Origin of the sequence: Frateuria aurantia DSM 6220, from assembly GCF_000242255.2 — a bacterium.
Lineage (GTDB): Bacteria > Pseudomonadota > Gammaproteobacteria > Xanthomonadales > Rhodanobacteraceae > Frateuria > Frateuria aurantia.
This window is the reverse complement of sequence record NC_017033.1, coordinates 315,809-340,620: the sequence shown is the minus strand read 5'-3', so window position 1 is coordinate 340,620 and position 24,812 is coordinate 315,809. Positions and strand designations below refer to the sequence as shown.

At 64.0% G+C, this 24,812-nt stretch carries 32 protein-coding genes and 3 tRNA genes; 14 read left to right on the top strand and 21 right to left on the bottom strand.

From position 1 onward, the window contains the following. Positions 1-105 precede the first annotated feature (105 nt). Positions 106-828 carry an RNA pseudouridine synthase gene (locus FRAAU_RS01490; protein WP_041270718.1) on the top strand — a complete coding sequence of 241 codons (723 nt, stop codon included), beginning with the start codon at positions 106-108 and terminating at the stop codon, positions 826-828. A gap of 45 nt (positions 829-873) precedes the next feature. Here the strand turns inward: FRAAU_RS01490 and FRAAU_RS01485 are convergent, their stop codons facing one another. Continuing rightward, complete coding sequence (locus FRAAU_RS01485) at positions 874-1,758, bottom strand: SDR family oxidoreductase (protein WP_014401797.1); 885 nt, start codon at positions 1,756-1,758, stop codon at positions 874-876. 100 nt (positions 1,759-1,858) lie between these two features. Between FRAAU_RS01485 and FRAAU_RS01480 the strand changes: the two genes are divergently transcribed. Then, complete coding sequence (locus tag FRAAU_RS01480) at positions 1,859-2,704, top strand: helix-turn-helix transcriptional regulator (protein WP_014401796.1); 846 nt, start codon at positions 1,859-1,861, stop codon at positions 2,702-2,704. Positions 2,705-2,744: 40 nt separating this feature from the next. Here FRAAU_RS01480 and FRAAU_RS01475 read toward each other — a convergent pair whose 3' ends face one another. Together FRAAU_RS01475 and FRAAU_RS01470 are read right to left on the bottom strand one after the other, a co-directional pair. Further along, positions 2,745-3,281: a DUF6630 family protein gene (locus FRAAU_RS01475; RefSeq protein WP_014401795.1), complete on the bottom strand. Its 537-nt coding sequence runs from the start codon at positions 3,279-3,281 to the stop codon at positions 2,745-2,747. 108 nt (positions 3,282-3,389) lie between these two features. Next, positions 3,390-4,154, bottom strand: coding sequence for a class I SAM-dependent methyltransferase (locus FRAAU_RS01470; protein WP_014401794.1), 765 nt, complete (start codon positions 4,152-4,154; stop codon positions 3,390-3,392). Between the two features lie 91 nt (positions 4,155-4,245). On the opposite strand from FRAAU_RS01470, the gene FRAAU_RS01465 reads away from it, so the two are divergent. Next, entirely contained in the window at positions 4,246-5,169 is a 924-nt protein-coding gene (locus FRAAU_RS01465; protein ID WP_014401793.1) for a LysR family transcriptional regulator, read from the top strand. Positions 5,170-5,338: 169 nt separating this feature from the next. Here the strand turns inward: FRAAU_RS01465 and FRAAU_RS01460 are convergent, their stop codons facing one another. Next, positions 5,339-6,460 (bottom strand): RMD1 family protein, encoded by a 1,122-nt coding sequence (locus tag FRAAU_RS01460; RefSeq protein ID WP_014401792.1) that lies wholly within the window; start codon positions 6,458-6,460, stop codon positions 5,339-5,341. A 229-nt stretch (positions 6,461-6,689) separates the two neighbouring features. Further along, positions 6,690-7,229 carry a TetR/AcrR family transcriptional regulator gene (locus tag FRAAU_RS01455; protein WP_083841098.1) on the bottom strand — a complete coding sequence of 180 codons (540 nt, stop codon included), beginning with the start codon at positions 7,227-7,229 and terminating at the stop codon, positions 6,690-6,692. A gap of 113 nt (positions 7,230-7,342) precedes the next feature. On the opposite strand from FRAAU_RS01455, the gene FRAAU_RS01450 reads away from it, so the two are divergent. Further along, positions 7,343-7,735, top strand: coding sequence for a nuclear transport factor 2 family protein (locus FRAAU_RS01450; RefSeq protein WP_014401790.1), 393 nt, complete (start codon positions 7,343-7,345; stop codon positions 7,733-7,735). 61 nt (positions 7,736-7,796) lie between these two features. Here the strand turns inward: FRAAU_RS01450 and FRAAU_RS01445 are convergent. From FRAAU_RS01445 to rplM, 5 genes are all read right to left on the bottom strand, one after another. Next, positions 7,797-7,870, bottom strand: a tRNA-Gln gene (locus tag FRAAU_RS01445). Between the two features lie 92 nt (positions 7,871-7,962). Further along, positions 7,963-8,038: transfer RNA gene (locus tag FRAAU_RS01440), tRNA-Thr, on the bottom strand. A 154-nt stretch (positions 8,039-8,192) separates the two neighbouring features. Further along, positions 8,193-8,266, bottom strand: a tRNA-Gln gene (locus tag FRAAU_RS01435). Between the two features lie 48 nt (positions 8,267-8,314). Continuing rightward, positions 8,315-8,707, bottom strand: a complete 393-nt coding sequence (rpsI, locus tag FRAAU_RS01430; RefSeq protein WP_014401789.1) for a 30S ribosomal protein S9 — start codon at positions 8,705-8,707, stop codon at positions 8,315-8,317. A 9-nt stretch (positions 8,708-8,716) separates the two neighbouring features. Then, the gene (gene rplM, locus FRAAU_RS01425) at positions 8,717-9,145 is read right to left on the bottom strand and encodes a 50S ribosomal protein L13 (protein ID WP_014401788.1); all 429 of its coding nucleotides are present in this window, start codon (positions 9,143-9,145) and stop codon (positions 8,717-8,719) included. Positions 9,146-9,491: 346 nt separating this feature from the next. Between rplM and coq7 the strand changes: the two genes are divergently transcribed. Continuing rightward, positions 9,492-10,133: a 2-polyprenyl-3-methyl-6-methoxy-1,4-benzoquinone monooxygenase gene (coq7, locus tag FRAAU_RS01420; RefSeq protein ID WP_014401787.1), complete on the top strand. Its 642-nt coding sequence runs from the start codon at positions 9,492-9,494 to the stop codon at positions 10,131-10,133. Positions 10,134-10,300: 167 nt separating this feature from the next. Here the strand turns inward: coq7 and pqqE are convergent, their stop codons facing one another. The 6 genes from pqqE to speD all read right to left on the bottom strand — a co-directional run bounded on the left by pqqE (position 10,301) and on the right by speD (position 14,516). After that, complete coding sequence (pqqE, locus tag FRAAU_RS01415; RefSeq protein WP_041270717.1) at positions 10,301-11,404, bottom strand: pyrroloquinoline quinone biosynthesis protein PqqE; 1,104 nt, start codon at positions 11,402-11,404, stop codon at positions 10,301-10,303. Then, positions 11,401-11,679 carry a pyrroloquinoline quinone biosynthesis peptide chaperone PqqD gene (pqqD, locus tag FRAAU_RS01410; RefSeq protein WP_014401785.1) on the bottom strand — a complete coding sequence of 93 codons (279 nt, stop codon included), beginning with the start codon at positions 11,677-11,679 and terminating at the stop codon, positions 11,401-11,403. Before pqqD ends, pqqE begins: the two co-directional genes overlap by 4 nt. Next, positions 11,679-12,425: a pyrroloquinoline-quinone synthase PqqC gene (pqqC, locus tag FRAAU_RS01405; RefSeq protein WP_014401784.1), complete on the bottom strand. Its 747-nt coding sequence runs from the start codon at positions 12,423-12,425 to the stop codon at positions 11,679-11,681. The genes pqqD and pqqC overlap by 1 nt, the downstream gene beginning before the upstream one ends. Beyond that, positions 12,422-13,321 carry a pyrroloquinoline quinone biosynthesis protein PqqB gene (gene pqqB / locus FRAAU_RS01400; protein ID WP_014401783.1) on the bottom strand — a complete coding sequence of 300 codons (900 nt, stop codon included), beginning with the start codon at positions 13,319-13,321 and terminating at the stop codon, positions 12,422-12,424. Before pqqB ends, pqqC begins: the two co-directional genes overlap by 4 nt. 93 nt (positions 13,322-13,414) lie before the next feature. Continuing rightward, the gene (gene pqqA / locus FRAAU_RS17920; RefSeq protein ID WP_083841097.1) at positions 13,415-13,495 is read right to left on the bottom strand and encodes a pyrroloquinoline quinone precursor peptide PqqA; all 81 of its coding nucleotides are present in this window, start codon (positions 13,493-13,495) and stop codon (positions 13,415-13,417) included. Between the two features lie 235 nt (positions 13,496-13,730). Further along, positions 13,731-14,516, bottom strand: coding sequence for an adenosylmethionine decarboxylase (gene speD, locus FRAAU_RS01395; protein WP_014401782.1), 786 nt, complete (start codon positions 14,514-14,516; stop codon positions 13,731-13,733). 310 nt (positions 14,517-14,826) lie between these two features. Between speD and crp the strand changes: the two genes are divergently transcribed. Next, a complete protein-coding gene (crp, locus tag FRAAU_RS01390) occupies positions 14,827-15,534 on the top strand; it encodes a cAMP-activated global transcriptional regulator CRP (protein WP_014401781.1) in 708 nt (235 codons plus the stop codon). Positions 15,535-15,592: 58 nt separating this feature from the next. Here crp and FRAAU_RS01385 read toward each other — a convergent pair whose 3' ends face one another. The 3 genes from FRAAU_RS01385 to sufT form a co-directional block, all read right to left on the bottom strand. Continuing rightward, positions 15,593-15,946, bottom strand: a complete 354-nt coding sequence (locus FRAAU_RS01385; RefSeq protein ID WP_014401780.1) for a hypothetical protein — start codon at positions 15,944-15,946, stop codon at positions 15,593-15,595. 69 nt (positions 15,947-16,015) lie between these two features. After that, complete coding sequence (locus FRAAU_RS01380; RefSeq protein WP_014401779.1) at positions 16,016-16,570, bottom strand: hypothetical protein; 555 nt, start codon at positions 16,568-16,570, stop codon at positions 16,016-16,018. Between the two features lie 10 nt (positions 16,571-16,580). Next, positions 16,581-17,138 (bottom strand): putative Fe-S cluster assembly protein SufT, encoded by a 558-nt coding sequence (gene sufT / locus FRAAU_RS01375; RefSeq protein ID WP_014401778.1) that lies wholly within the window; start codon positions 17,136-17,138, stop codon positions 16,581-16,583. 323 nt (positions 17,139-17,461) lie between these two features. On the opposite strand from sufT, the gene FRAAU_RS01370 reads away from it, so the two are divergent. From FRAAU_RS01370 to FRAAU_RS01335, 8 genes are all read left to right on the top strand, one after another. Continuing rightward, entirely contained in the window at positions 17,462-17,908 is a 447-nt protein-coding gene (locus FRAAU_RS01370) for a hypothetical protein (RefSeq protein ID WP_014401777.1), read from the top strand. 114 nt (positions 17,909-18,022) lie between these two features. Next, positions 18,023-18,622, top strand: a complete 600-nt coding sequence (locus FRAAU_RS01365; protein ID WP_014401776.1) for an RNA polymerase sigma factor — start codon at positions 18,023-18,025, stop codon at positions 18,620-18,622. Beyond that, positions 18,619-19,014 (top strand): hypothetical protein, encoded by a 396-nt coding sequence (locus FRAAU_RS17370; RefSeq protein WP_014401775.1) that lies wholly within the window; start codon positions 18,619-18,621, stop codon positions 19,012-19,014. Before FRAAU_RS01365 ends, FRAAU_RS17370 begins: the two co-directional genes overlap by 4 nt. A gap of 28 nt (positions 19,015-19,042) precedes the next feature. Next, on the top strand, positions 19,043-19,777 hold the full coding sequence (locus FRAAU_RS01355) for a DUF3106 domain-containing protein (RefSeq protein WP_014401774.1): 735 nt from the start codon (positions 19,043-19,045) through the stop codon (positions 19,775-19,777). 62 nt (positions 19,778-19,839) lie between these two features. Beyond that, the gene (locus tag FRAAU_RS01350; protein ID WP_014401773.1) at positions 19,840-20,262 is read left to right on the top strand and encodes a cytidine deaminase; all 423 of its coding nucleotides are present in this window, start codon (positions 19,840-19,842) and stop codon (positions 20,260-20,262) included. Between the two features lie 19 nt (positions 20,263-20,281). After that, positions 20,282-20,851: a nitroreductase family protein gene (locus tag FRAAU_RS01345; RefSeq protein WP_014401772.1), complete on the top strand. Its 570-nt coding sequence runs from the start codon at positions 20,282-20,284 to the stop codon at positions 20,849-20,851. Beyond that, positions 20,839-21,741 (top strand): 5'-3' exonuclease, encoded by a 903-nt coding sequence (locus tag FRAAU_RS01340; RefSeq protein WP_052317953.1) that lies wholly within the window; start codon positions 20,839-20,841, stop codon positions 21,739-21,741. The genes FRAAU_RS01345 and FRAAU_RS01340 overlap by 13 nt, the downstream gene beginning before the upstream one ends. Positions 21,742-21,838: 97 nt before the next feature. Further along, positions 21,839-22,417 carry an NUDIX hydrolase gene (locus FRAAU_RS01335; protein ID WP_014401770.1) on the top strand — a complete coding sequence of 193 codons (579 nt, stop codon included), beginning with the start codon at positions 21,839-21,841 and terminating at the stop codon, positions 22,415-22,417. Positions 22,418-22,555: 138 nt separating this feature from the next. Here the strand turns inward: FRAAU_RS01335 and FRAAU_RS01330 are convergent, their stop codons facing one another. Continuing rightward, the gene (locus FRAAU_RS01330) at positions 22,556-23,869 is read right to left on the bottom strand and encodes a glycoside hydrolase family 28 protein (protein WP_052317760.1); all 1,314 of its coding nucleotides are present in this window, start codon (positions 23,867-23,869) and stop codon (positions 22,556-22,558) included. A gap of 142 nt (positions 23,870-24,011) precedes the next feature. Further along, positions 24,012-24,752, bottom strand: coding sequence for a TMEM43 family protein (locus FRAAU_RS16290; RefSeq protein ID WP_169314740.1), 741 nt, complete (start codon positions 24,750-24,752; stop codon positions 24,012-24,014). Positions 24,753-24,812 lie beyond the last annotated feature (60 nt).

The following is a 24,812-nucleotide window of genomic DNA, read 5'->3' as shown; positions in this document are numbered from 1 at the left end:
GGTGGGCCTGCCTCGCCTGCCGGCCCGTTTCCCGAAAAGGCGTCCTTGTCCTGCCCAGCTTCAATCCCGCCTACAATGGGCGCCAACCCTCTGCACGGAATTCTGATGACTGAACCGGTCCGCCTCTCCAAACGCGTCGTCGCCCTCGCGCAATGCTCAAGGCGCGAGGCCGAGCAATATATCGAAGGTGGCTGGGTCCGCGTCGACGGCGAGGTCGAGGAGCGTCCTCAATTCATGGTGGCCGAGCAGCATGTCAGCATCGATCCCCAGGCACGACTGAGCCCCATCGCACCGGTCAGCATCCTGCTGAACCTGGCCGAGGCGCGGCCGGCCGAGCTTGGCCAGGCCGATATCGAGGCCTTGCTCGCGCCGGAAAACCGCTGGGAAGGCGATTTCTCGGGCGTACGCCCGCTGCGCCGCCATCGCCAGCAGCTGGGCATGCCTCAGCCCTTGCCGCCTGGTGGCACGGGTCTGGTGGTCTGCAGTCAGGATGCCCGCATCCTGCGCATGCTGAACGATCAGCAGCAGCCCGTGGAACAGGAGTTTCTGGTGGATATCCGCGGCCAGCTCGATGACAAGGGGCTGGCCCTGCTCAATCATGGTCTGCGCATCAATCACTACGCCTTGCCGCCAGCCAAGGTCAGCCGGCAGAGCGAGCAGCGCCTGCGCTTCGCCTTCAAACGCCTGCAGGCAGATCGCATCGGAATGATGTGCCAGGCCGTCGGCGTGCAAGCCACCAGCCTCAAGCGACTGCGCATCGGTCGCCAGTCGCTGTCGAAGCTGCCGCCGGGCCGGTGGCGTTACCTGGCACCATTCGAGCGGTTCTGAATCAGGCGCCCCTCACCCCTTGGGGGCATGGCCTGCCGGTGAGGTTCAGACATCGAGCCGGGCCAGATCGCTCAACAACCCGGGACCGGCCGGCGTCCAGCCCAGACGCTGACGGGTCAAGGCACTGGCAGCAGGCAGGTCCATGCCGACAAACATGCCCATCCAGCCGAACTGCTCGGCCACCGCGTCGGTCGGCACGGACTTCACAGGCAGCTGCAGACGCGCCGCCAAGGCCTCGGCAATGGCACGCGCCGTGATGCCCTCCTCAGCCACGGCATGCCAGCGCGCACCGGCAACGGCCTGTTCGACAGCCAGCCGATAGACCCGCGCCGCATCATCGACATGGACCGCCGACCAGCGATTGAGTCCCTCGCCGACATAAGCCATCACCCCGCGCTGCCGGCACACCTCGATATAGGGCGTGATCAGCCCCTGCTTGCGGGTGTCATGCACCTGAGGCAGGCGCACGACCGAGACATTCACACCGGCCTCGAGCAGCCGGTTCGCGGCACGCTCGGAAGCCGATCGCGGGTTGGGATGCTCCAGATTCACCACTTTCTCGCTGGCCGTGACGCCATGAGCCGCCATCCCCATGCCGACGCCGGAGGTGATCACCAGCGGGCGCTTCGAGCCCCGCAGGGCAGAGCCCATCGCCTCGATGGCGCGATAGTCCTTTTCACAATGGGCGGCGAACCGGGAGAAGTCATGATCGAAGGCCACATGGATCACGGCATCAGCGGCCTCCGCGCCGGCCCTCAGACTCTCGGGGTCTTCCAGCTGACCTCGATGGACCTCCGCTCCCGCCGCGGCCAGCCAGGCGGCGCCTGGGTCCGAACGACTCAGTCCCAGCACCTGATGCCCTGCCGCAAGCAGTTGCGGCACGATCCGCGAGCCGATAAAGCCGGTAGCACCGGTCACGAAAATGCGCATCGCCCCACTCCGTCAGATCAAGAATCCACGCAGTCTCGGCGGCCAATGCAACATGGTAAAGTAGTGTCATTATCCTGGTATAAACAATCACAGGCTGCGCATGCCCGGCACCGCCCACACTTCATTGGGACAGTTTCTGCGTGAACGGCGAAGCCGGCTTGATCCGGCCAGCTTCGGGCTGCCGGGCGAGCGCCGCCGCACGCCCGGCCTCCGACGGGAGGAAGTCGCCCAGCGAGCCCATATCAGTGCCACCTGGTATACCTGGCTGGAACAAGGTCGCGGTGGTGCACCATCCAGCGAGGTATTGCATCGGCTGAGCACGGCACTGATGCTGACCGGCCCGGAACGCGAACACATGTTCATCCTGGCACTCGGTCATCTGCCCGAGCCGAGCTACCATCAGGCCGATGATGTCAGTCCGCGCCTGCAACGGGTGCTGGATGCCATGCCCGAGCATCCGGCCATGATCCGCACCGCCACCTGGGACGTGGTGGCCTGGAACCGGGCGGCAGCCGTCGTACTGACCGATTACGAACGCCTGCCGGCGGGCCAGAGGAATATCCTGCGTCTGATGTTCGGCAACAGCCGGGTACAGGCCGCGCAGGATGACTGGCTGAAAGTGGCACGCTATGTGGTGGCGGCCTTTCGTGCCGATGCCGTGCGGGCCGGAGCTTCCGGTGTCATCACGGATCTGGTCCGTGAACTGCGCCAGCTCAGCCCGCAGTTCGATCGCCTGTGGCAGGACCATGACGTCGCCGGTCATGGGGATGGTGTCAAACGATTGCATCACCCCCGACTGGGCACGCTGGATCTGGAGTTTTCCACCTTCGCGGTGGAGGGCCGTCCCGACCTGTGCCTGATGGTCTATACCGCCGCGAATGACGAAACCGCCGGCCGGATCCGGCAGCTGCTTGCTGAGCACGCCGCGCAAGGCAGCGAGCGCTGACGCCCGGGCGGGCATGACCGGCAGAAGGAGATACCGTTGCTCAGCCGGTCTCGCTGGCCAGTCTCAGCTCGATCCCCAGCAGTGCCGCCAGCTCGCGCATGGCTTCGCTGTCCCGGCTCAGGCTGATGCCGCCGGCATACGTATCCGGCTCGGCTTCCCACACCCACAAGGTATAACCGTATGGGGCCAGGCTGTCATAGGCGATGGCCAGCAACGAGGGCACATCCGTCTCGGCATGGAACTCGTCGTCATCCGGCTCGCCTTCCCAGTCCACGGCCAGGTTCCAGCGCGCCGTCAACTCGTCAATGGCCTGGATCAGAGTCCGCGTATCTCCTGCCTCGACCTGAAAGCCTGATTGCCAGTCGATCACCCGGGTCAGTGGCAGAATCACCTCCAAGCCGTCGGGATCTTCATCGCCCACCGCTTCGCGATACGCGCTGAACTGCTGCAGCGCCTGTTCCTCGTCGCCGGGATTGATGCGCAGCAGCCACTGCCAGACCTGGTATTCCTGCGCGGTTTCATCTGCCGCTTCGTCGTCAAAATCCGGCGGCAGCTCGTCGTCGTCAAATCGGCTCATGGCAGCCTGTCCTCGTTGAAATCCGGCACATGCTTGCGCAAGCCGCGTCAAATGAAAAGCAGCCGTCCTGTCGCACACCGATCCACGTCAGGCAACATGGCTGGCACGTCAGCGCAGCGGCTTGCGGAACCGATAGATGAACTGATCGGTATGCCCGCGTATCGACTTGTCGAAGACTTTCAGCGCATGGCTGTCCGCAGGATTGCGCAACACCTGACTTTCGCCATCAAACACGAAACCCGCCGCTTCCACCTCGGTCTTCACCGCCGCAGGGTCGATGCGGTGCAGGGTATCGGTATCGCGCAGGCCCGATCCCGCCGCGGCAACATGATCGATGATCACATACAAGCCACCGGGCTTCAGCGCCGCAAAGACTTCTCGGTTGAGCACGGCCGGATCGACCTTGCCCATGAATGCATCGGGATAGTCATGGTAATTCTGCGAGGTGAACACCAGATCCACGGGTGCCGGCACCGTCAGGGCGGCGGCCGGCTGGGCCAGCGCCGTGATATTGGCATAGTGCGGCTGCGCGGCCAGCGCCTGGCTGCCCGCCAGACCGCGGGTCGCCTCTTTCAGATACTCCTGTGGCCAGACCACGTATACATGCCCCCGGGGGCCGACCAGACCGCTGAAGACGCGAGTGAAATAGCCGCTGCCCGGAATCAGCTCAAGTACCTTCTGGCCCGGCCGGACCTGGGCAAACGTCATGATGGCGCCAATCCGGCGCTGAGCATCCCTGGGCCGATCGTCCCTACGGGCCGGGTCGGTCAGCACCTTGGCCACTGCATTGGAAACCTCGGCCGTCCCGGGCCGGGCGATCCCGGCAGCCGGGATCAACGCAGCCATCAAAGCCGCAAATATCATGGTGCGCATCGGTAGTGACCTCACATCGGGCAAGACACCCATTCTGCCTGCAAACCCGATGCCGATGCAGCTTCTGCCGGTGACTGTGCCAAGATGGGCCATGACCGGACCTGATCTCAACTTGCTGACATCACTGGATATCCTGCTGGAGGAGGCCAACGTCACCCGGGCCGCCCAGCGTCTGGGACTGAGCACCTCGGCCATGAGCCGGACGCTGGGACGGCTGCGTGAGACCACCGGTGATCTCTTGCTGGTCCGCGCCGGCCGCGAACTGGTGCTGACGCCTCATGCCGAACAACTGCGCGAGTCCTGCCGGCAGGTGATGCTCGATGCCCGCAGGATGCTGGCACCCGCCATGCCCGCGCTCGATCTCGAGAACCTGCAGCGACGCTTCGTGATCCGAGCCAACGACGGTTTCGTCTCGGCGCTGGCTCCCGGTCTGATCACCACCATCGGCCGTCAGGCCGCGGGCGTCACCCTGCAATTCATGGCCAAACCACGGAAGTCCGTCGGGCATCTGCGGGATGGCCAGACCGATCTCGATATCGGCGTACTCACCATCATGGGGCCCGAGATCAAGATCCAGGCTCTGTTCCGGGACCGCTTCGTGGCTGTCATCCGGGAGGAGCATCCCATGGCCAGACAGGGCGAGCTCAGCCTGGAAGATTATCTGTCGTGCGGGCATGTTGTCGCCTCACGTCATGATCAGGGGCGGGGACCGGTCGACCAGGCCCTCGCCGAAATCGGACGACAGCGGAGGATCAGCACCATCGTGCCTGGCTTCCCCGCCGTGCTCGACGTCGTTCTGGATTCGGACCTGATCGGTCTGGTACCGGCATCGCTGCTGACGGCCCGGAATGCCTTCCATGCCCTTGGCCTGCGGCGCTTCGCATTGCCGGCAAGCACGCCGGACATCACCATTTCCCAGATGTGGCACCCACGCATGGATGCCGACCCGGCTCATCGCTGGTTGCGACAGACGGTGAAAGCCTATTGCCGCCAGCAACTGGGTGATCTGGCCTGATTCCGACCCGCATGCGGCCATGCCGACATATACCGAAGGCATGAAAAATCATCATATGGACGTCTTAAAATAATGTCGGCCCAAGATCAGGAACCGACAAAAGGGCTTTCATAAAAAAGCATGCGCGTCATGAAACACATCACATGGCCGCATGGATATCCGTTTTCACTCAGTGACGGACAATGGCGATCAGGATCTCCACGACGATCAAGGCGATGATGGCCAGCTCCATCAGCTCGCCGCGCTTGCCCGAGGCTTCTTCGTACAAGGTATTGTAGGTGTCGCGGATAATCGCCAGCTTGCGGTCCACCGCACTGCTGACATGGTGTACCTTGAACAGATCCAGGGCGGCGGTATAAACCCGGGCCAGATAGACATCTTCGGTGACCTGCAGCGCATTGTCGACTTTCTCGGTGATCTCGGTCACTTCGGCCACCAGGGTATACAGCTTGCGCGCCAGCGCCGCGAAATGGCGCGAGCCCTTGGGCGTATTGGCACGGTGCGCGGCCTCGACCAGGTCATACATCCGCGGCAGTTCCACATCCAGCAGCTCGTCGTAGAAGCGCATTTCCAGCAGCTGGGCATTCGCGACTTCAAGGATGTCGACCACGTCGGAATCGCCGCGTGGCTCGTAGATAAAGGCCCGGTCCCAGGTCAGGATCACCAGGTCATCGGCATACCAGGAAAACCGCTGCTGCAGCAGGTCATGCCTGGCCTGCATCGAAAGCGGCCGCTGCTCGCCCGACAGCAGGGGCACCAGATCGATGGTTTCGTGCATGGTGGCCACATGCACCGGCTGCTCGAAGGCATGCACGATGCCCAGCAGGTAGTCTTCCGACAACATAGTCGTGCTGAGCCGGCTCATCGCCTGCCCCAAGGCCGTTTTCAATTGCTGGGCGAGATGCGCCCACACCGGATGCTCGGCCTCAGGGCCCAGCAGATTGTCCACCGCATCCACCCGCCGGGAGAAGCTGGCCCAGTCACAGCCGGTCACCGGCACTTGAATGGAAAAGGCCACGGTCCCGAATTCATACAGTCGTGCCCAGACCTGAGCCGTATGACTGATCCCGTCCAGCTCGATCACCATCGGCTCCAGACTCAACCGCAACGGCGGCACACCGAAGGCCACCGCCTTGGAAGGGGTACTGTTCAACTTGCTGCGAACACTTGCCGGGCGTGGCTGGCTGGCCCACAGCGCCTCGGCTCTGGCCAGATCAATGGCATCGGCCAGATCCACCATATGCATGGCGATCACCGCAGCGGAACGCACAACGGGATTTTGGTAAGGCATGAACGATGAGCCGCAGCCAATAGGTGGTGGCTAGATTGCCACCAAAGGCCAACGCATATCCATGACGATGGATGTGCAGATCATGTCGCCAACGGCTTCGCTGTCGATGTCGCCTATCGGTTCGCCGGCAGAGCACGCGTTTCCGGCCATCATGGCCCGGCCCCTGCGGCCGCCGGTTCTGGACGGTGATCGCCCCGCCTTTTGGTGGAATATCACCCGCCCAGGAAAACTAGGGCGCCGGGGCAGGACTCAGCATGGAGGCGACATGCTCGCGCAGGTGTTGCCGCAGATCCTGCGGGCTGAAGCCCTGTGCCATCAATTCCTCGAGGAGATCGATATGAATCGATGCCAGCAAAGCATGCGCGCGGTATGCCGCCACTGACTCCGGAAGACCGGCGGCCAGACTCAGTTGGGTCTGCAGCACCTCATGCATCCACAGATAGTGAGTCGAGCGCAGCAGCTGCGGGGCCGCTTCTCTTGCCCGGATCAGATGCCGATGAGCCAGTTTGAACTCAAGCAAGGCCGCCACGAAGGCCTGGGCCCGCACCTGCGGCGCGGCATGCGGCCCCAGCTCCGGGTGGGCACCCTCGACGCTGGTACGGAGCACACCCAGGCGCTGGGCCCACAAAGTATCCAGCAAGGCGTCCCGGCTTCCGAATGCCCGGAACAAAGTGCCCTTGCCAACCCCGGCAGCCTGTGCGATCGCATCCATGCTCACGCTCATCGGCTGGTCAGCGGCAGCAAACAGCGCATCAGCTGCCGCCAGCATACGCTCGGGCGGCACGGCAGGGCGGCCTCTTCGTGCAGGCAAACTTTCGGACCCACGGTCCGATATGATAGGGTTTGTGGAATTCACGGTCCGATATTCTACTGGAGATAGACATGCACGCATCATCTTCCCTCCCTGCCTGGCTTGCCCAGGGCATTGCCGCACTCGCCGCAGGCCAGACCCAGGCCTGGGCCGATCTCTACACCGAAGACGCCGTCCATGAATTTCCCTATGCGCCGGAAGATCACCCCAGCCGGCTCGAAGGCCGCGAAGCCATTGCAGCCTTCATGGCCCCGCTGCCTGGCTTGATCCGTTTCGGCCATCTGGATCCCATCCGCAGCCGAGAGGTCGGCGACGGAATCATCGTCGAAGCCCGCGGCCATCACCATCGCGTGTCCGACGGCATGGCCGTGAAAATCGACTATGTCTGGTTCATCACCCTGCGCGAAGGCAAGATCAGCCACTTCCGGGACTATATGAATCCCTTGCAGCTGGCCCGCCTCTAAGCCTTCGCTATGGCGAGAAGATACAAAAAAGGCCCCTGATTGCTCAGGGGCCTTTCGGTATTGGCTGGGAGACTAGGATTCGAACCTAGATAGGCAGAGTCAGAGTCTGCAGTCCTACCATTAGACGATCTCCCAAAAACTTGACGCGGCGCGCTCTGACCTGGTGGAGCGCCGCAACAGGCGTGAGGCTTGCCTGTCAGACAATGCAGCGGGCCATGCTGCAGATCTGGTGCTCATGACTGGAATCGAACCAGCGACCTCTTCCTTACCAAGGAAGTGCTCTACCGACTGAGCTACATGAGCAGGATACTGCATCGTGCCTGCTTGCGGGCCGCTGATGATACCGCGACCCCGCCGGCAAATACATGCCGGCAACCACTCGATGAACAACCGGCATCCTGTCGATGCGCGGCAGTCCAAAAGAAAAGCCCCCGATCACTCAGGGGCTCGTCCGGTTTGGCTGGGAGACTAGGATTCGAACCTAGATAGGCAGAGTCAGAGTCTGCAGTCCTACCATTAGACGATCTCCCAAAAACCTTTTGCGGCGCGCTCTGACCTTGGGCGCCGCGACAAGCGTGATTAACGCTTGGAGAACTGGGTAGCGCGACGTGCCTTGTGCAGACCGACCTTCTTGCGCTCGACTTCACGAGCGTCACGGGTCACGAAACCAGCCTTGCGCAGCGGCGACTTCAGGGTTTCGTCGTACTCGATCAGAGCGCGGGCGATGCCCAGACGAATCGCGCCGGCCTGGCCGGTGATGCCACCGCCGCTGACCGTCACGTTGACGTCAAACTTTTCGATATTCTCGGTCAGTTCCAGCGGCTGACGCACGATCATGCAGGAGGTCTCGCGACCGAAGAACTGCTCGAGCTTCTTGCCATTGACGGTGATCGCGCCAGTGCCCTTGCGCAGGAACACGCGAGCGGCAGAGGTCTTGCGGCGGCCGGTGCCGTAGTTTTGCTGAATCGCCATGATGATTCCTTAGAGTTCCAGCGCCTGCGGCTGCTGGGCAGTGTGCGGATGTTCGGAACCGCCATAGACCTTGAGCTTGCGATACATCGCACGGCCCAGCGGATTCTTCGGCAGCATGCCCTTCACGGCGATCTCGATCGCCTGCTCCGGGTGCTTGGCCAGAAGATCACGCAGGTTGGTGGTCTTCAGGTTGCCGACATAGCCCGTGAAACGATGGTACTGCTTGTCGTCCATCTTGGCGCCGGTGACGGCGACCTTGCCGGCGTTGACGACGACGATGTAATCACCGGTGTCCACATGCGGGGTGAATTCCGGCTTGTGCTTGCCGCGCAGGCGACGGGCAATCTCGGTCGACAGACGACCAAGCGTCTTGTCCGTGGCGTCAATGATGTACCAGTCGCGCTTGACGCTTTCCGGCTTGGCGCTGAACGTTTTCATATCCAATACCTGATGTGCCGCCTGTGGCGGAGCTCAATATTAAAGTGCTGCAGGGCGCGAGATGATAGCTGCCCCGATATCGGGACGCAAGCCCCGTGACTTGGAGCTTGCTCGACGCTTAACTGCTTCTGCGAGGCCGGAAAGTATAGCATTGATGAAAGCGCTTTTGGAAGCCCGGCGATCATGTCGCGAGGAAACCGTCCGCAGCACTCATGCGCGTGCTTCCACCGGACGCAGAAACGGTGGTTTCACGCCGGGGCCGGATGAGTCCTATCATAACGTACCGGTCGCCCCGCAGGGTGCGGTGCAGTGACCGCCCTCCCCACTGAAGATCTCCGGAGTCGAGATGTCGATACGCCACCTGAGTCCCCTCGACCGCCTGCTGGACAGCGTCGAGCGCACCTTGGCCGCCGTGGTGGCCACCCCCGTCGCCCACCGTCCCTCGCCAGCCGCCGAACTCGAGCCGGTGGAGCTGGAAGAGCCCGAGCGCCGGCTGTCGGCCGGCCTGATGCGGGTCAACCACACCGGTGAGGTCTGTGCCCAGGCCTTGTATCTGGGTCAGGCCGCCTTTGCGCGCCACGACAACATCCGCGAACATCTGCTGCACTCCGCCGATGAGGAGGCCGACCATCTGGCTTGGTGCGCGGAGCGCCTGCAGGAACTGGACAGCCGACCCAGTCTGCTGAACCCCTTGTGGTATGCCGGCTCCTATGCCATCGGCGCGGCCGCTGCCGTGGTCGGCGATGCCGTCAGTCTGGGCTTCGTGATGGAGACCGAGGACCAGGTCGAAGCGCACCTGGCCAGCCATCTGCAACGTCTGCCAAAGGCCGACGAGCCATCGCGCGCCATCGTCCGGCAGATGCAGGCCGACGAGGTACGTCATTCCCTGGCCGCACAGCAGCGTGGCGGCATCCGCCTGCCCTTTCCGATCCCGGGCCTGATGGCCCTGACCTCCAAGGTCATGACCGGCATCGCCTTTCGCATCTGAATCCAAGGCATAGCGGTCGCATCGACACCGCTCCGCCGGATCGGCCATGGCGGGAGACGCTGCGCGCAGGCGACAACGGCTACCTTCATCGGCATGGCCGCTTTGCATGCAAAAAATCCCGCCTCAAGAGGCGGGATTTTTCATGGCAACATCTTGATCATGGACATCTATACGTCTTCAACAACCTTTTCTGGGCGCCGATAGACAAAGGCATCATCGCCTTGCGCCGCTTCCTGCTCGGCCAACGCCTGGATCCGCTCATGGTCCGGCGAGCGTTCGCAGACAGGATCCAGCGTATCCGCCCGGCCACTGAGCGCCAACGCCTGGCAACGGCAGCCCCCCCAGTCCAGCTCTTTCTTGGGACAGCTCTGGCAGGGCTCGGGCATCCATTCGGTGCCGCGGAACTTCAGAAAGGCTTGGCCCTGGTTCCAGATATCGGCCAGCGAGCGCTGCCGCACATTGTCGAACACCAGTCCCGGAATCGTTTCGGCTGCATGGCAGGGCAGCACCTCGCCGGTGGGCGTGATGTTCATGAAGCGACGCGCCCAGCCGGCCATGCAGGGCTTGGGCCGTCGCGCGTAGTAATCCGGCGTGACATAGTCGATGACCAGCTCGCCGTGATGCCGATCCCGAGCCGCCAGCACGATGGCGGTGGCCTGCTCCAGCTGCTCGCGGGTCGGCATCAGCGCCGCGCGGTTGCGCAGCCCCCAGCCGTAATACTGGGTATGTGCCACTTCCAGTCGCCCCACGCCCCAGGCCATGGCCAGATCGATCATCGCCGGCAGGTTGTGGATGTTCTGCCGGTGGATCACCGCATTGAGCGTCGATGGCACCTCGCGGGCTTTCAGCCATTCGGCAAAACGGCTCTTCTTCTGCAGGCTGTTGCGATAGCCCGAGATATGGTCGGCACCCTCCGCCGTGGCATCCTGGATGCTGAGCTGGACATGATCCAGCCCGCAGGCCAGCAGATGATCCAGTGCCGCCTCGTCGGCAGCCACCCCCGAGGTGATCAGATTGCTGTACAGGCCCAGCTCCCGCGTGTAGGCGATCAGCTCGGGCAAGTCCTTCCGCAGCGTCGGCTCACCACCCGAGAAGTGGATCTGCAGCACGCCCATCTCGGCCGCCTGACGGATCACCTCACGCCAGCCTGCGGTATCCATTTCCTGCTTCATGCCCGCCAGTTGCAGCGGATTGGAGCAGTAAGGGCAGGCCAACGGGCAGCGATGCGTCAGCTCCAGCAACAAGGCCATCGGCGGTGCCAGCATGTTCACCACCGCAGCAGCCGCTTGCCGTGCAGGTCAGCCATCAGCTCACGGATATCCTGACTGACCTGCTCCAGCGGCGCATCGTATTCAGCCGTCAGCGCCGCCGCAATCTCGCCGATGCTGCGATGGCCATCGACCTGGACGAGAATGGCATGGGCAATCGGGTCCAGCTCGACCACCCGCTCCGGCGCCAGCAACACCCACTGGCCACGGACCTTGTCGTGGTGCAGACGCACGCCCGGCCGAAAGGCCGGGACCTGTTCCAGCTCGGGCAACAGCATCAGACCGCTCCACCCTGGGTCGCCGGATCAAAGGCATCCGGCCAGCGCACACCCGGCTCGACATAGGCGAAATGCAGCGCATCCAGTTGCGACCACAGCACGCCGCATTTGAAGTGCAGCGCGGCCAGTACCTGCTGCTGCTTCTCGACGGTATCGGCATGCTGCTTGACGTAGTCCAGAGCGAAGGCCGAGTCGCGCGGCGCTTCAGTCAGACGATAGTCGAAGTAGGCCAGCGCCTCCTTGGAGATGAAGTCGTAATGAGCCAGCATGCCGGCCATCCGGTGGCTGATGATGGTCGGCGCGAACAGTTCGGTCAGCGACGAGGCAATCGCCTCCAGCAGACTCCTGTCCCGGACGAACTCGATATAGGCATGTACCGCGAAACGGGTGCCTGGCAGCAGGGCGCGGCCTGAAGTGACCATCTCGCGATCCAGACCCAGCGCATCGGTCAGATGCAGCCAACGGGCGATGCCGCCCTCGCCGTCATGCGAGCCGTCATGATCGATGATGCGCTGACGCCAGATCCGGCGCAGCGCCGGATCTTCCATCCGCGCCAGGATGGCCGCATCCTTGAGCGGAATGCAGCGCTGGTATTCGAACCGGTTCAATGCCCAGGCCTGCACCTGGCCACGGTCAAGCCGGCCGCTGTGCAGCAGTTTGTGGAAGGGATGCTGGTCGTGGTACAGCCGCGCGCCCATGGCGCGCAGGGCGGCTTCCAGTTGATCAGGGCTCAGCAGTTCACTCACAGCGATATCTCCATGCCGTCATAGGCCACTTCCCAGCCCCGGGCCGCGGCAGCGGCATGCTCAGGCGAAAGCGCATTCAGGACGGGGTTGGTGGTGTTGATATGGATAAAGACCTTGCGGGCAACGTCCAGGTCGGCGAAAGCGGCCATGCTGCCCGCCTCGCCATCAATCGACATATGCCCCATCCGCTGTCCGCTCTTGGGGCTGACGCCGGCGGCGATCAGCTCGTCATCGCGCCACAAGGTGCCATCGAAAAACACCAGACTGGCGCCCTTCAGCCGCTCACGCAAGGCGTCGGTCATGGCCGCGCAGCCCGGCAGATAATGGAAGCTCTGGCCGCCGGCGCGGACTTCCAGGCCCAGGGTCGTGTCTTCCGGCCCGGCCAGATCGCTGCCGGCCCGCGACTCCATGAACAAGGGCACCTTGCCGGGCACCGCATAGGGAATCACCTCCAGGCCCAGCAACGACAGCGGCTGCTCCAGACTGAAGGCCTGTCGCGTGACGAATTCGGGGTTCAAGGCATCGAAAATGCTGTTTTCGGCCAGCACATCCAGCACGCCCTGACTGGCGTACAGGCTGAAAGGCTGGCGCTCGCGCAGCGACAGCAGGCCGGTGATGTGGTCGATCTCGCCACTGGACAGCAGCACGGCCTTGATCGGCGAATGACGCAGGCCTTCACGCGGCCACAAGGCCGGAGTGGCCAGGATCTGCTGACGCAGGTCAGGCGAGGCGTTGATCAACAACCAGTCCTTGCCATCATCGCTGACGGCGATGCTGGCCTGGGTACGACGGGCGGCGCCCGGCAGTTCCTGCCAGGCGCGCTGGCTGGCCGGGGTGTGGCAATTCCATTGCGGGTGGCCGCCGCCGGCGGCCGATCCCAGAACGACAATATGCATGACAGACTCGGTACTTCGGAGACAAGTGGCAGGGCCACAACGAAAGAGGCCGCCGGAAACGGCGGCCTTGCCCGATCAAGGCAACCGACGGCTTCAGAAGTCGCCGGAGTAGTAGGAGTTGATTTCGCAACCCACGCACACTTCCTGGATCACAGGCTTGTTCCAAAGCTTCATGGCGCTACCTCATCTGATGGATATTGAATACGCACCTGACGACACCATGCTTGCGCGCAACGCCGCCAAGTGACCTGTCATGGTACTCCTATTCACCCATCAGAGAGTCGCACATTCTTGCGAAACCGGCTCGAGACCTCTCGTTGAATGAAATGCTGCATGCGATATTGCTGCATTGCAGCATAAAAAAACCCCGCCGAAAGGCGGGGTTTTCCAGACCGTCAGGCCGTCGGAATCACATCAGATTGCGGCCATGGAACAGCTCTTCGATTTCCCTGCGCAGCAGGGATTCGATGCGCTGGCGCTCCTTGAACGACAGGTCCGAGGCATTGGCTTCGAACAGGTAGTTGTCCAGATCGAAATCCTTGATGTGCATCTTGGTGTGGAACATGTTTTCCTGATACACGTTCACATCGAACATCTCGTACTTCTGGCGGATATGACGCGCCAGATAGTCTTGCACCGAGTTGATCTTGTGATCGATGAAGTGCTTCTTGCCCTTCACGTCACGGGTGAAACCGCGCACCCGGTAATCCATCACCACGATGTCCGACTCGAAGCTGTCGATCAGGTAGTTCAGCGCCTTCAGCGGCGAAATGACGCCGCAGGTAGCCACGTCGATATCGGCACGGAAGGTGGCGATACCATTGTGCGGGTGAGTTTCAGGGTAGGTGTGGACAGTGATATGGCTCTTGTCCATATGCGCCACCACGGCACCGGCGATCGAGTCACGGCCCAGTTTTTCGACCACCGGCTCTTCGGAAATCAGGATCGTCACCGAGGCACCCTGCGGATCGTAATCCTGGCGCGCCACGTTGAGGATGTTGGCACCGATGATCTCGGCGACATCCGTCAGAATCTGGGTCAGACGGTCAGCATCGTACTGCTCGTCGATATACTCGATATAGCGCTGACGCTGATCTTCCGACACTGCATAGCAGATATCGTAGATATTGAAGCTCAGCGCCTTGGTCAGATTGTTGAAGCCCTGCAGGCGCAGGCGCGGAAGCGGTTTTACCACAGCGAGTCTCCAAGGACCTTGGTATAAGGTGTCTACGGTGGAGGCGGGTTAGCGACGAGGGGGTCCCCGCTGGAGGAAGGGCGATCCTGCAAAGTTTGCAGCTTGAATATGACAGGCCGTGTATCGTCACCCGCCTGCATATGACCTCTCAGTATGCGCCAATACGAATCAAATTTGAATATTTGCCCGTCATACCATGCGACTATGCCGCGTTAGTTAGTAAGATGGAACGTTGCTCGATGCAGGGAGGCGACGAACCGGATTCCCACATGCGCACGTCACGTTCCGCCCAATCACTGGACCACCCGTAATGGCTCGACTCGAATACCTACTGCAGCAAAACTTCGAAAAATCCCAGGCGCCCAAGGCGCTGGCCCCGGATCCGGCGGCCATGGAACGGTTTCTCGCTGCCTGCCATCGTCGCCGCTACCCCGCCAAGACCACCATCATCCTGCCGGGTGACCCTGCCAATACATTGTATTACGTGATCGATGGCTCGCTGGCCGTGTGTACCGAGGACGAACAGGGTCGTGAGTTGATCCTGGCCTATATCAATCCCGGCCAGTTCATCGGCGAGATGGGCTTGTTCGTCAACCAGGCTGAACGTGACAGTCTGGTCCGCACCCGCACATCCTGCGAGATGGCTGACATCAGCTATGCCAATCTGCTGGAACTGATGCAGGGGCCCCTGCGCGATGAATGCCCCAAACTGCTGTTCGCGATGGCCTCGCAACTCGCCAACCGCCTGCGTCGCACTTCCCGTCAGGTCAGCCGGATGGCGTTTCTCGACGTGATCGACCGGGTCTCGCGGACCTTGCTCGATCTCTGCGACGAGCCCGATGCAGTCAGTCACCCGGATGGAACCCAGGTGCGTATCTCGCGTCAGGAAATGAGCCGCATCGTCGGCTGCTCGCGCGAAATGGTGGGCCGGGTACTCAAGCAGCTGGAAGATCAGGGCATGATCGATGTCAGCGGCAAGAACATCGTCGTCCGCGACGTGCCGCGCCCGGCCCGCTGAGCCGGAACCGGTCCGGTCGGGCGGAAGCACTTCCGCCCGGGACCATCCAGAGAAACGCTTACAGGCAGCTGATGGCCGCGGTGCGGTACTTCATTTCCAGCGGCCGATGCGACTGGATTTCATACAGCAGCACCTGCGAGCCCGTGCCGGTGAAGCCCACCGTGATATTGGCCCGGTCACGCAGACCGGCCTTGCCATCATCGGCATAGACATAGAGCACATCGCTCTTCTTTTCGGTCTTGGTCTGGACATGGCCACCCAGCGCCCCCCACTTGTCCGTCAGGCAGCGGCCATACTCGGCCACCGTCTTGGCGCTCGGGCTGTTGAGCCGCGGCAGCTGATCGGAAAATCCGCGATTGATCGAGCAGCCCGCCAGAGCAATGGCGACGGCAACGTAAAGCAGTGATTTCATATGGTGTCCGCGATGGATTCGTTGCTTGAGTTTAGCCGCAGCGGCCCGCCAAGTCTTGCCGTCCGGCGGTCATGTCAGGCCCCCGAAGGACAGTACGGCACGGGCATAGGTCTCGATCACCGCACTGAAGGGCAGACCATCGGCCCGGCGCAGGATCGCCTGATGCCGCAGAACGGCCTGAGGCCATTCGCCTCGCGCATGTTCGCCGGGCTGCCACAGCCAGTCAACGCAGAGGGTTTCACGGGCAAAGCCGAGTGCCTGGACAACTCGACCGAACGGCTGGTCGCTGTGCTCCAGCGCGTGCTGCATGTCCGCCGCCACCCGTGCCGGGCAATACCAGTTTTCCGCTTCCGATACCGTGACGCCACCGTACATCAAGGCCACCCGACGATATTCGATGAGCTCGTCAGCCCCGGCATCCAGCCGCTGCCGCAAACCTTCCGGCAGCGTCCGTGCAGGCTGCGCACGCTTGCGCACCTCGATCCGCTGCGGCCCGCAGGGACCGCCGCACCAGCGCTCCAACACCGCCGTCGCGCTGGGCTCGGCCAGCAACCGCCGGTTGAGCAACTGCAGCTTGCGCCAGGCCTCCTGCTGCGCCTTGTCGGATTCCACGGCAACAGTCATCGAGCAATGATCAGAGCATGCCGGTTTCGAGCTTGGCCACGTCCGACATCATCATCTGGTTCCACGGCGGATCGAACACCAGATCCACATCGGCCCTGGCCACGGTGGGAATCATCTCGATCTTGATCCGCGCATCGTCGATCAGCACGTCACCCATGCCGCAGCCTGGCGCGGTCAGGGTCATCTTGACGTAGACCACACGCTGATCATCGTCCTGATGCTCGATACTGACATCGTAGACCAGACCCAGCTCGACCACGTTGACCGGAATCTCCGGGTCGAACACGGTCCGCAGCTGCTGCCAGATCAGCACTTCGACATCCTCATCGCTGGCATTGTCCGGCAATTCCAGCGGCGGCGGCTCGGGCTTGCCCAGCGCATCCGCGTTCTTGCCGGCGATCCGGAACAGATTGCCTTCGACATAAACCGTGAAACTGCCGCCGAGCGCCTGGGTGATGTACCCCGTCTGCCCGGCCGGCAAGGTGACCGGCTCACCCTGCGGCACCATGACTGCCTCGCAGTCGCGGTCCAGAGTGAAGGGCTCGCTTTGTAGACTGAAACCGCTCATAGCTATCCTGATATTGGCAGGTCCGGAAGGACTGCGCGCGAAACACCGCCGGCGCCGTCGCCATCCCCGGAATGGGACCAGATTGGCTATTATGCCGCCAGAAGCCTCGTCCTGCCGATATTGCCGCAGGTCGTTGACTGCCATCGAAGTCGGGGCGACGGGTCTGCATCTCAAGAGATCACGGGCGAATCCCTGCCACCGACCCCGCGCCGGCCATGGACCGCATGGGCCGGCGCTGGCAAGCTGGTCCGGATGCCGACCTGCCAGCCCCGCCTATCCGCCCCCTCCCGTCACGTACCGCCCTGCGACAGGATGCCCTGCTGATGTCCCTCCCCCTGTCAAACCAGGCGCAGCCTGCCGGCGCCGGACGATGGCTGGCAGCCCTCGCCTCGGCCATGCTGACCGGTCTGGCCTGCGGCGGCCTGTGGGCGCTGGCCAGCCTCTACAGCCAGCGCCCGCTGGCATGGCTCGCGGTGGTCATCGGTGCATGGCTGGCCGGCCTCGGCCGGCACTGGCAGTGGCCGCGCGGCCCGCATCTCACGGTCCTGGCGATGCTGGCCTGTGCGCTGGCGATCATCGCCAGGCTCGTCCTTCTGGCGGTACTGGTGCTGAGTTGCACGCTGGGCACCGGTTTGCGCGAGGTTCTCGCCCACGCCGGTGGCGGGCTGCTGCTGCAGGTGATCGGCCTGCAGCTGGATCGCGTCAGCGTCCTGTACTACGCTGCGGGCCTGATCGTTGCGGCCATGATGGCCCGGCGCATGTCCGCCTGAGGCCCTTGCCATGCCATCACCGCCGTCAACCCAGGCCCGCGTTCCGCGTTCGATGCCATGAAGCCAGACGCGAAGCCGGGTGCCGCTCCGACAACCGCCGGGTCTGAGCCGAACATGGAGCTTGTGCCGGTGAGCGGTCTTGTCGATGCCCTTTCAGTCGGTGCCCGGGATCAGACCCTGGTCCCGGCGATGACGCTGGACGATTTCCTGCGCGACGTGCAACGCCGCGCCTTTCGCCTGGCCGAAATCCAGCTGGGCCACCCGGAAGATGCCGTCGATGCCGTGCAGGACGCGATGCTGCGTCTGGTCAGCCACTACCGGGACAAGCCTGCCGATGAATGGCCACCGCTGTTCTGGGGCATCCTGCGCCGGCGGATCGTGGATCTGCAGCGCCGCCGCAAGGTGCGCTCCATCATTGTCGGCTGGCTGGGCGGCGGCCGTGATCAGGATGGCGAGGAACTGCCGGGCTGGGAGCCCGCCGATACGGCCCCCGAACCGCCCCGACGGCTGCAGGACGCCCAGTCCTATGCCGAGATGAGTGCCGCCGTGCAGGCCTTGCCGCGGCGTCAGCGGGAGGCCTTTCTGCTGCGTGTGCTGGAAGGCATGGATGTGGCCGAGACCGCCATGGCCATGGGCTGCTCGCAAGGCAGTGTGAAAACCCATCTGTCACGGGCGATGGGCAGTCTGCGACTCCGGCTGGAGCACTGGCGATGAGCGGACAGGACAAGCCGCCGCTGGAGAAGGAGGCCCGTCGCCTGTTCCTGCGGGCCAGCCGCGAACTGCCGCCCGACATTCAGGCGCGTCTGGATCAGGCCCGTCGGCAAGCCACCGCCAAGGCCGCCTCCGGTGCGGGACTGCAACGCCGGCTGTGGTGGCCGGCGGGCGCACTGGCGATGGCCTGTGCCATGCTGCTGCTGTGGCAGCCCGACTCGCGAACGGCATCCACAACCCATGCCGCCGCTCCGAAGATCCAGGCCGGGCAGCTGCCTGCCGGTTCCGAGAGCGACAGCGAGCTGCCGCCCGATACCGGTCAGGGCGATGCCGGCATGTACCAGGACCTGGCCTTTTACAACTGGCTGGCCACCGCCCCGGCATCCGCCCACTGATACCTGCCTGAGAACGGTTGCAGAACCCGTGACCATCCGTCTGATCGCCTTGCTGCTAAGCCTGCTCCTGAATCAGGGGTGGGCTGCCAGCGCCCATGCCGCGGGCCGCTGCATGGAGGGTCCCGGCCGTGCCTTTGGCTGGTTCGACTGGGGCCATCGATCACCACCTCCCGGTCTGCCTCCGCCACCGCCGCAACCCCATCCCTGGCCCTCGCTGAACGCCCGGCAGCAATTCCTGCTGGCGCCGTTGCAGGCTCGCTGGGAAGCGATGCCACCGATCAGGCAGGAGAGCATGTTGCGGCGAGCCGATGCCTGGGCTCGATTGCCTGCCGAGCGCCAGCAGCAGATCCGGCAGCGGATCGAGCAATGGCAACGGATGAGTCCGGCCGAACGGGACCGGATCCGCGCCAACGTCCATTCCTTCCATCAATTGTCGCCCATGCAGCGCGAGCGTCTGCATCAGGCCTTCGAGCGCTTCCAGCAACTGCCGCTGGATCAACGCCAGGCCCTGATCCGACGCTGGCACCAGCTGGACAGAAGCCAGCGCCAGGCCTGGATCGACGCGCCCGGCGAACATGCCGCGATTCCGCCACCGCCGCCCATGCATGAGCCATGGCCGAGCTGGGAGAGGGGGCGGCACTCCTTTGATCCTGCCGCCGGACATCCCGGCGAGCGACCTCCAGAGGATACAATGCCCCCGTTGGGCCCGCCGCCCATGGGGCCGCCGCCGCTGGGCTTCGGACCGCCCCCCGGCGATATGTGAACGGCGACGGCACGAGCGGATGCCGTTAGACTGCACTGCCCAGGATCCCAGGAAAGCAGACCTTGAATACTGCGTCGATCACCGAGCTCGAGCCCTTGCTGGAACGGGCTCGACAGGCCCGGCTACGGGCTTACGCACCTTATTCGAAGTTCTTTGTCGGCGCGGCGGTACAGACCCGGGACGGCCGGATCTTCGAAGGCTGCAATGTCGAAAATGCCGCTTATGGCCTGTGCAATTGTGCCGAACGCAGCGCCTTGTTCGCGGCGGTCTCGGCCGGCTGCCGTCCCGGCGACTTCGTCGCGCTGGCCGTGATCGGTGAATGCGAAGGCCCGATCAGCCCCTGTGGCGCCTGCCGCCAGGTCATCTTCGAGCTGTGCGAGGGCGACATGCCGGTACTGCTAGGCAATCTGCAGCAGGCCCGCCAAGCCACCACGGTCGCGACCCTGTTGCCGGGCGGCTTCGGGCCCTCCGACCTGGGCCATTGAGACACAAGGACCCCAAGTGATGACCGATCCCCTGCACACCTTGCTCGAGCGCGTCTCGATCCCCGCTTCGCAATTGACGGCCCCCGGTCCGGACAGCGCCGTACTGGAACAGCTGATCTCGGCCTCGATCCGAGTACCCGACCACGGCAAACTGACGCCGTTCCGCATCATCCGGCTGGCCGGGGAGGCCAAGCTGGACTTCGGTGCCCGCCTGGCCGCGCTTGCCAGTGCCCGCGATCCCGACCTGCCCGAGGCCCGCCGGCTGAAAGAGCAGCGGCGCTATACCTATGCCCCGCTGGTGCTGATCGTGGTGGCTTGCCTGCAACCGGACAGCAGCATTCCTGTGATCGAGCAACAGCTGACGGCCGGCTGCGTCGCCTACAACCTGCTGCTGGGCGCCCAGGCGCTGGGCTTCGGTGCGCAGTGGCTGACCGGCTGGGCCGCCCATGATCCGGAGGCCGCCGCCATCGCCGGACTCAAGGCCGACGAGCAGATCATCGGCTTTGTCCATATCGGTACGCCGGCCAGTGCAGCCATTGATCGGCCGCGTCCCGGCGCCGCCGAGCTGACTTGCGACTGGACCCCGTGAGCGCAGGCACCAGTTGGCTGGTCGACGGCAGTCTGTATGTTTTCCGCGCCTGGCACTCGCTGCCGGATGATTTCCATGATCGCGACGGCCAGCCGGTCAATGCCGTGCACGGTTTCACCCGTTTCCTGTGCGAACTGCTGGAACGGGTAAGGCCCGAGCATCTGGCCGTGGCTTTCGACGCCTCGCTGACCAGCTCGTTCCGCAATACGATCTACCCGCCCTACAAGGCCAACCGGGAGTTGCCGCCACCGGAGCTGGAATACCAGTTCCGCCAGTGCCGGGCGGTGGTCCAGGCCTTGGGCCTGCCCTTGATGATCGACCACAGCTACGAGGCCGACGACCTGATCGGCACCACGGTATGGAGCATGCGCGCGCATGGCTTCCGCAGCGTGATCATCTCGGCAGACAAGGACTTCGGCCAGCTGCTGGGCGAGCACGACGAGCAATGGGACTACGGCCGCAATCGCCGCTGGGGACCCGAGGGGGTGTTCGAGAAATTCGGCGTGCACCCGCCTCAGGTCGCCGATTATCTGGCCTTGTGCGGCGATGCCGTCGACAATATTCCCGGAGTCCCCGGCATCGGTGCCAAGACCGCCGCGATCCTGCTCGGTCACTTCGGCAACCTGGATCAACTGCTCGAGCGCGCCGACGAAGTCGCCTTCCTCAGTTTTCGCGGCGCGGCGCGCTGCTCGGCCAGCCTCAAGCAGCACCGCGAGCAGGCCTTGCTGTACCGGCAACTGACACGGATCGCGCTGGATGCCCCGGGGCTGGATCACCCCGACGCCCTGCGCCGCGGCCCCGCTCCGGCCGAGGCCATGGCCGCCCTGTGCGAGCAGCTGCGTTTCGGCCCGCTCAGCCGCCAGCGGCTGCTGGCACTGAGTCAGGACTGAGTCCCGGGCAGCAGGATCTTGCGCCGGGGCCGGGCGCTTGTCGCAGGCGGTCAGGCCGGGCACCATGTGGCCCTGATCCGGTCGCCCCGAGTACGCAATGACGAGCTCTTTTGCCAGCCAAGCCCCCGATGATGCCCAGGACCCCGTCCAGACCCTGTATGCCGGCCAGTGGCTGAGCCTGCGCAAACGGGGTCGCTGGGAGTACGTGGAGCGGGTCAATGCCGGCGGTGCGGTGATCATTCTTGCCGTGACGGAAGAGGACAAGATCGTCTTCGTCGAGCAATACCGGGTCGCCATCGGCCAGTTCACCATCGAGATGCCGGCCGGTCTGGTCGGCGATCTGGCCGGCCACCACGAGGAAGGCCCCGAACTGGCCGCCGCCCGTGAACTGGAGGAAGAAACCGGTTTTCGCGCCGGACGGGTCGAGTTCGTCCATGCCGGCCCCTCCTCGTCCGGCATGAGCAACGAGATCATCGCCTTTGTCCGCGCCTGGGACCTGCAGCGGGTTTCCGCCGGCGGCGGTGATGACAGCGAAAACATCGTGGTCCACGAAATCCCGCGCGCCGAGGCACCGGCCTGGCTGATGGCCAGAGCCGCGGCCGGCTACTCCATCGATCCCAAGCTGTTCGCCGGCCTGTGGTTCATTGATCATCCGGCGGTGACTTCCGTCCGCTGATGAAGGACCGGCCATCAAGCTCATGACCGCCGGCGGCGGCAGTCGCGCTGCCTGAATGCATGGGCCCGAGCCGCGGTCGATATCCCGGTGGGTCCTTCGATCAGCTGATACCTGCGGCCTCGAGACCGGCTGCGAGGTTCACTCCACATGCCCCTTGATCGCCGCGCCGCGCTGGGCGATCAGCGGCGGCCCGACCGTCGCCCGCACCCGCACCTGATCCAGCGCGACCTGGGCATGACGAACGATCAGCCCGCTGCCGGCCTGCAATGAAAGATGGCCGAGCCGGATCCCGCGCAGCGGTGATTCCGGCAAACCGATCAACAGTCCCGCGACCCGGCTGCCTTCAGCCTGTACATCCGTCACCGATACATCGCTGATCCAGGGCGTGGTGGCCGTCACCGCCTGGGCCGGATCCTGCTCGGGAGCCGGCTTCGGGTAATAGGCCAGCACCGAGATGGCCGTGCCGACACCCTTCATCCGCAGGTGCCTGAAATGGATATCGCTGATCCGGTTGCCCCGATCGCGGCCCGACTTGATCCGCACCCCGGCATCGGTGCCTTGGAACACCACGTCGCGGACATCGACCCCGCGGATCCCGAACAAGGTCTCGCTGCCGACCGACAAACCATGGCCCCGCCCCAGCCACAGATGATCGATCCGCACATCGACGGTAGCTTCGGCAGGCAGCCGGCTGCCCGGCAGACCCGACTTGATCGCGATGCAGTCATCACCTGTCGAGATCCGGCTGTCCCGGATCCGGACATGTCGGGAGGCCACGACATCGATGCCATCGGTATTGGGCGAGTCCGCAGGATTCAGAATGCTCACCCCGCGGATGTCGATGTCATGACTGTAGCGGGTCACCAGATTCCACATCGGCGCATTGATGATATGCACACCCTCGATCCGCACATCGGCACTGCGATGGATCTCGATCAGCCAGGGCCGCGGCAGGCCGTTGCTGGCAGGAATGCCCAGGGCCAGGGTCTGCTTTTCCCCCGTCAGCCGGGCCTGCTGCGCCTGCGGCCACCATTGCTGGCCGAAACCGTCGATGCTGCCCTCGCCGCTGATCCGCACATGGCGGACCCCGTCCATGCCCAGCAAGGCCTCGCCAAAACGATAAGGCCAGTTCATGTAAGCCGGCCGATAGTGCTGCTGACCGGCAACGCCCCGCAATACGGCACCGGCGTCCAGGTGCAGATCCACACCCGAGCGCAGTGCCAGCGGCGCCGTCATGAACACTCCCGCCGCCAGCCGCAGCTGGCCGCCACCCTTCGCGCTGCAGCGGTCGATGGCCTGCTGCAGCAGGCTCGTCGCGTCGGCGGTCCGGGCGGGTGCCGACAGCCGCTGGCACAGCGCCGGACCGGCCATGGCCGTGCCGGCCGCGCAGCAGGACAGCAGCAGTGCTGTCACCACAGGCAACGCACGGCCACGGCGAAAACGGAAAAGCATCGATGAGATCATGGAGAGCAACCTGCCTGCAGTGGGCCCCGGCAGACGAAAGGGTCGCCGACGCCGGGCGTGGAGCGAGCACCCTACCCCGCCCCGGCCTCGCAAGGCGAATCACGGATTCTTGCGAGGCCGCGCAGACTTTTCAGTGCCGGCGACGTGGCCCCAGCAGCAAGCCCGCCGCAATCAACAGCAGGACAGCGGCCAGCAGATAGGCAGCCACCGGTCGCCAGCTGGCCAATACCGGGGCCGGCTCGATCGCGCCCGCCGCCGGCGGAATGACCGCATCGGCAGCACCTTCAGCCGGCGGCCAGGTCACCGCCGTCCAGGAAATCCGCAGATCCCCGGGTCGCGGCTGCGCCGGATCAGAGCTGGAAACCAGATAATCACCCTCGACGCTGAAGCTGGCCAGCATGTTCTGCGGGACCAGCGAAGCCTCCGGTGTCAGACGGTGCACGCCCTGCAACGCGCGAATCGCTTCGTGCGAAAGCCATTGGCCATGCCACTGCGCCACGCCGGCAAAGAAATCCGCAGAGGCAATCGGAAAATTCCGGGAGGCACTGGCATCGGCATTCAGCAGATGGTCGGCCCATACTCCGGCATGGGTTTTCGGGGTGGCCGGATCCGGCTGATACATTTCCACCACACGCCGCAACAAGGGCGTGGCGGCCTGCTGCCCGAAAACCGGATCAACAGGTGGATCGGCCAGTTCACTGGCGCGGACCTGCGCGGGCGAAGACAGACTCTGTGCTGGCGCCGGCAGCGATGACGACACTTCGGTCGGCACACGACGATGCTGACCGTGCCAGTTCCAGCCGGCGATCGACATGGCGGCAAGCAGACAGATCAAGGCCAGTCCGCGACGGGTTGCTGGGCTGCTGCGCATCGGCATCCTCTCCATCCTCCGTATTGCTTGTCGACGGCCGCCGCACCCGGCAGACCGTCC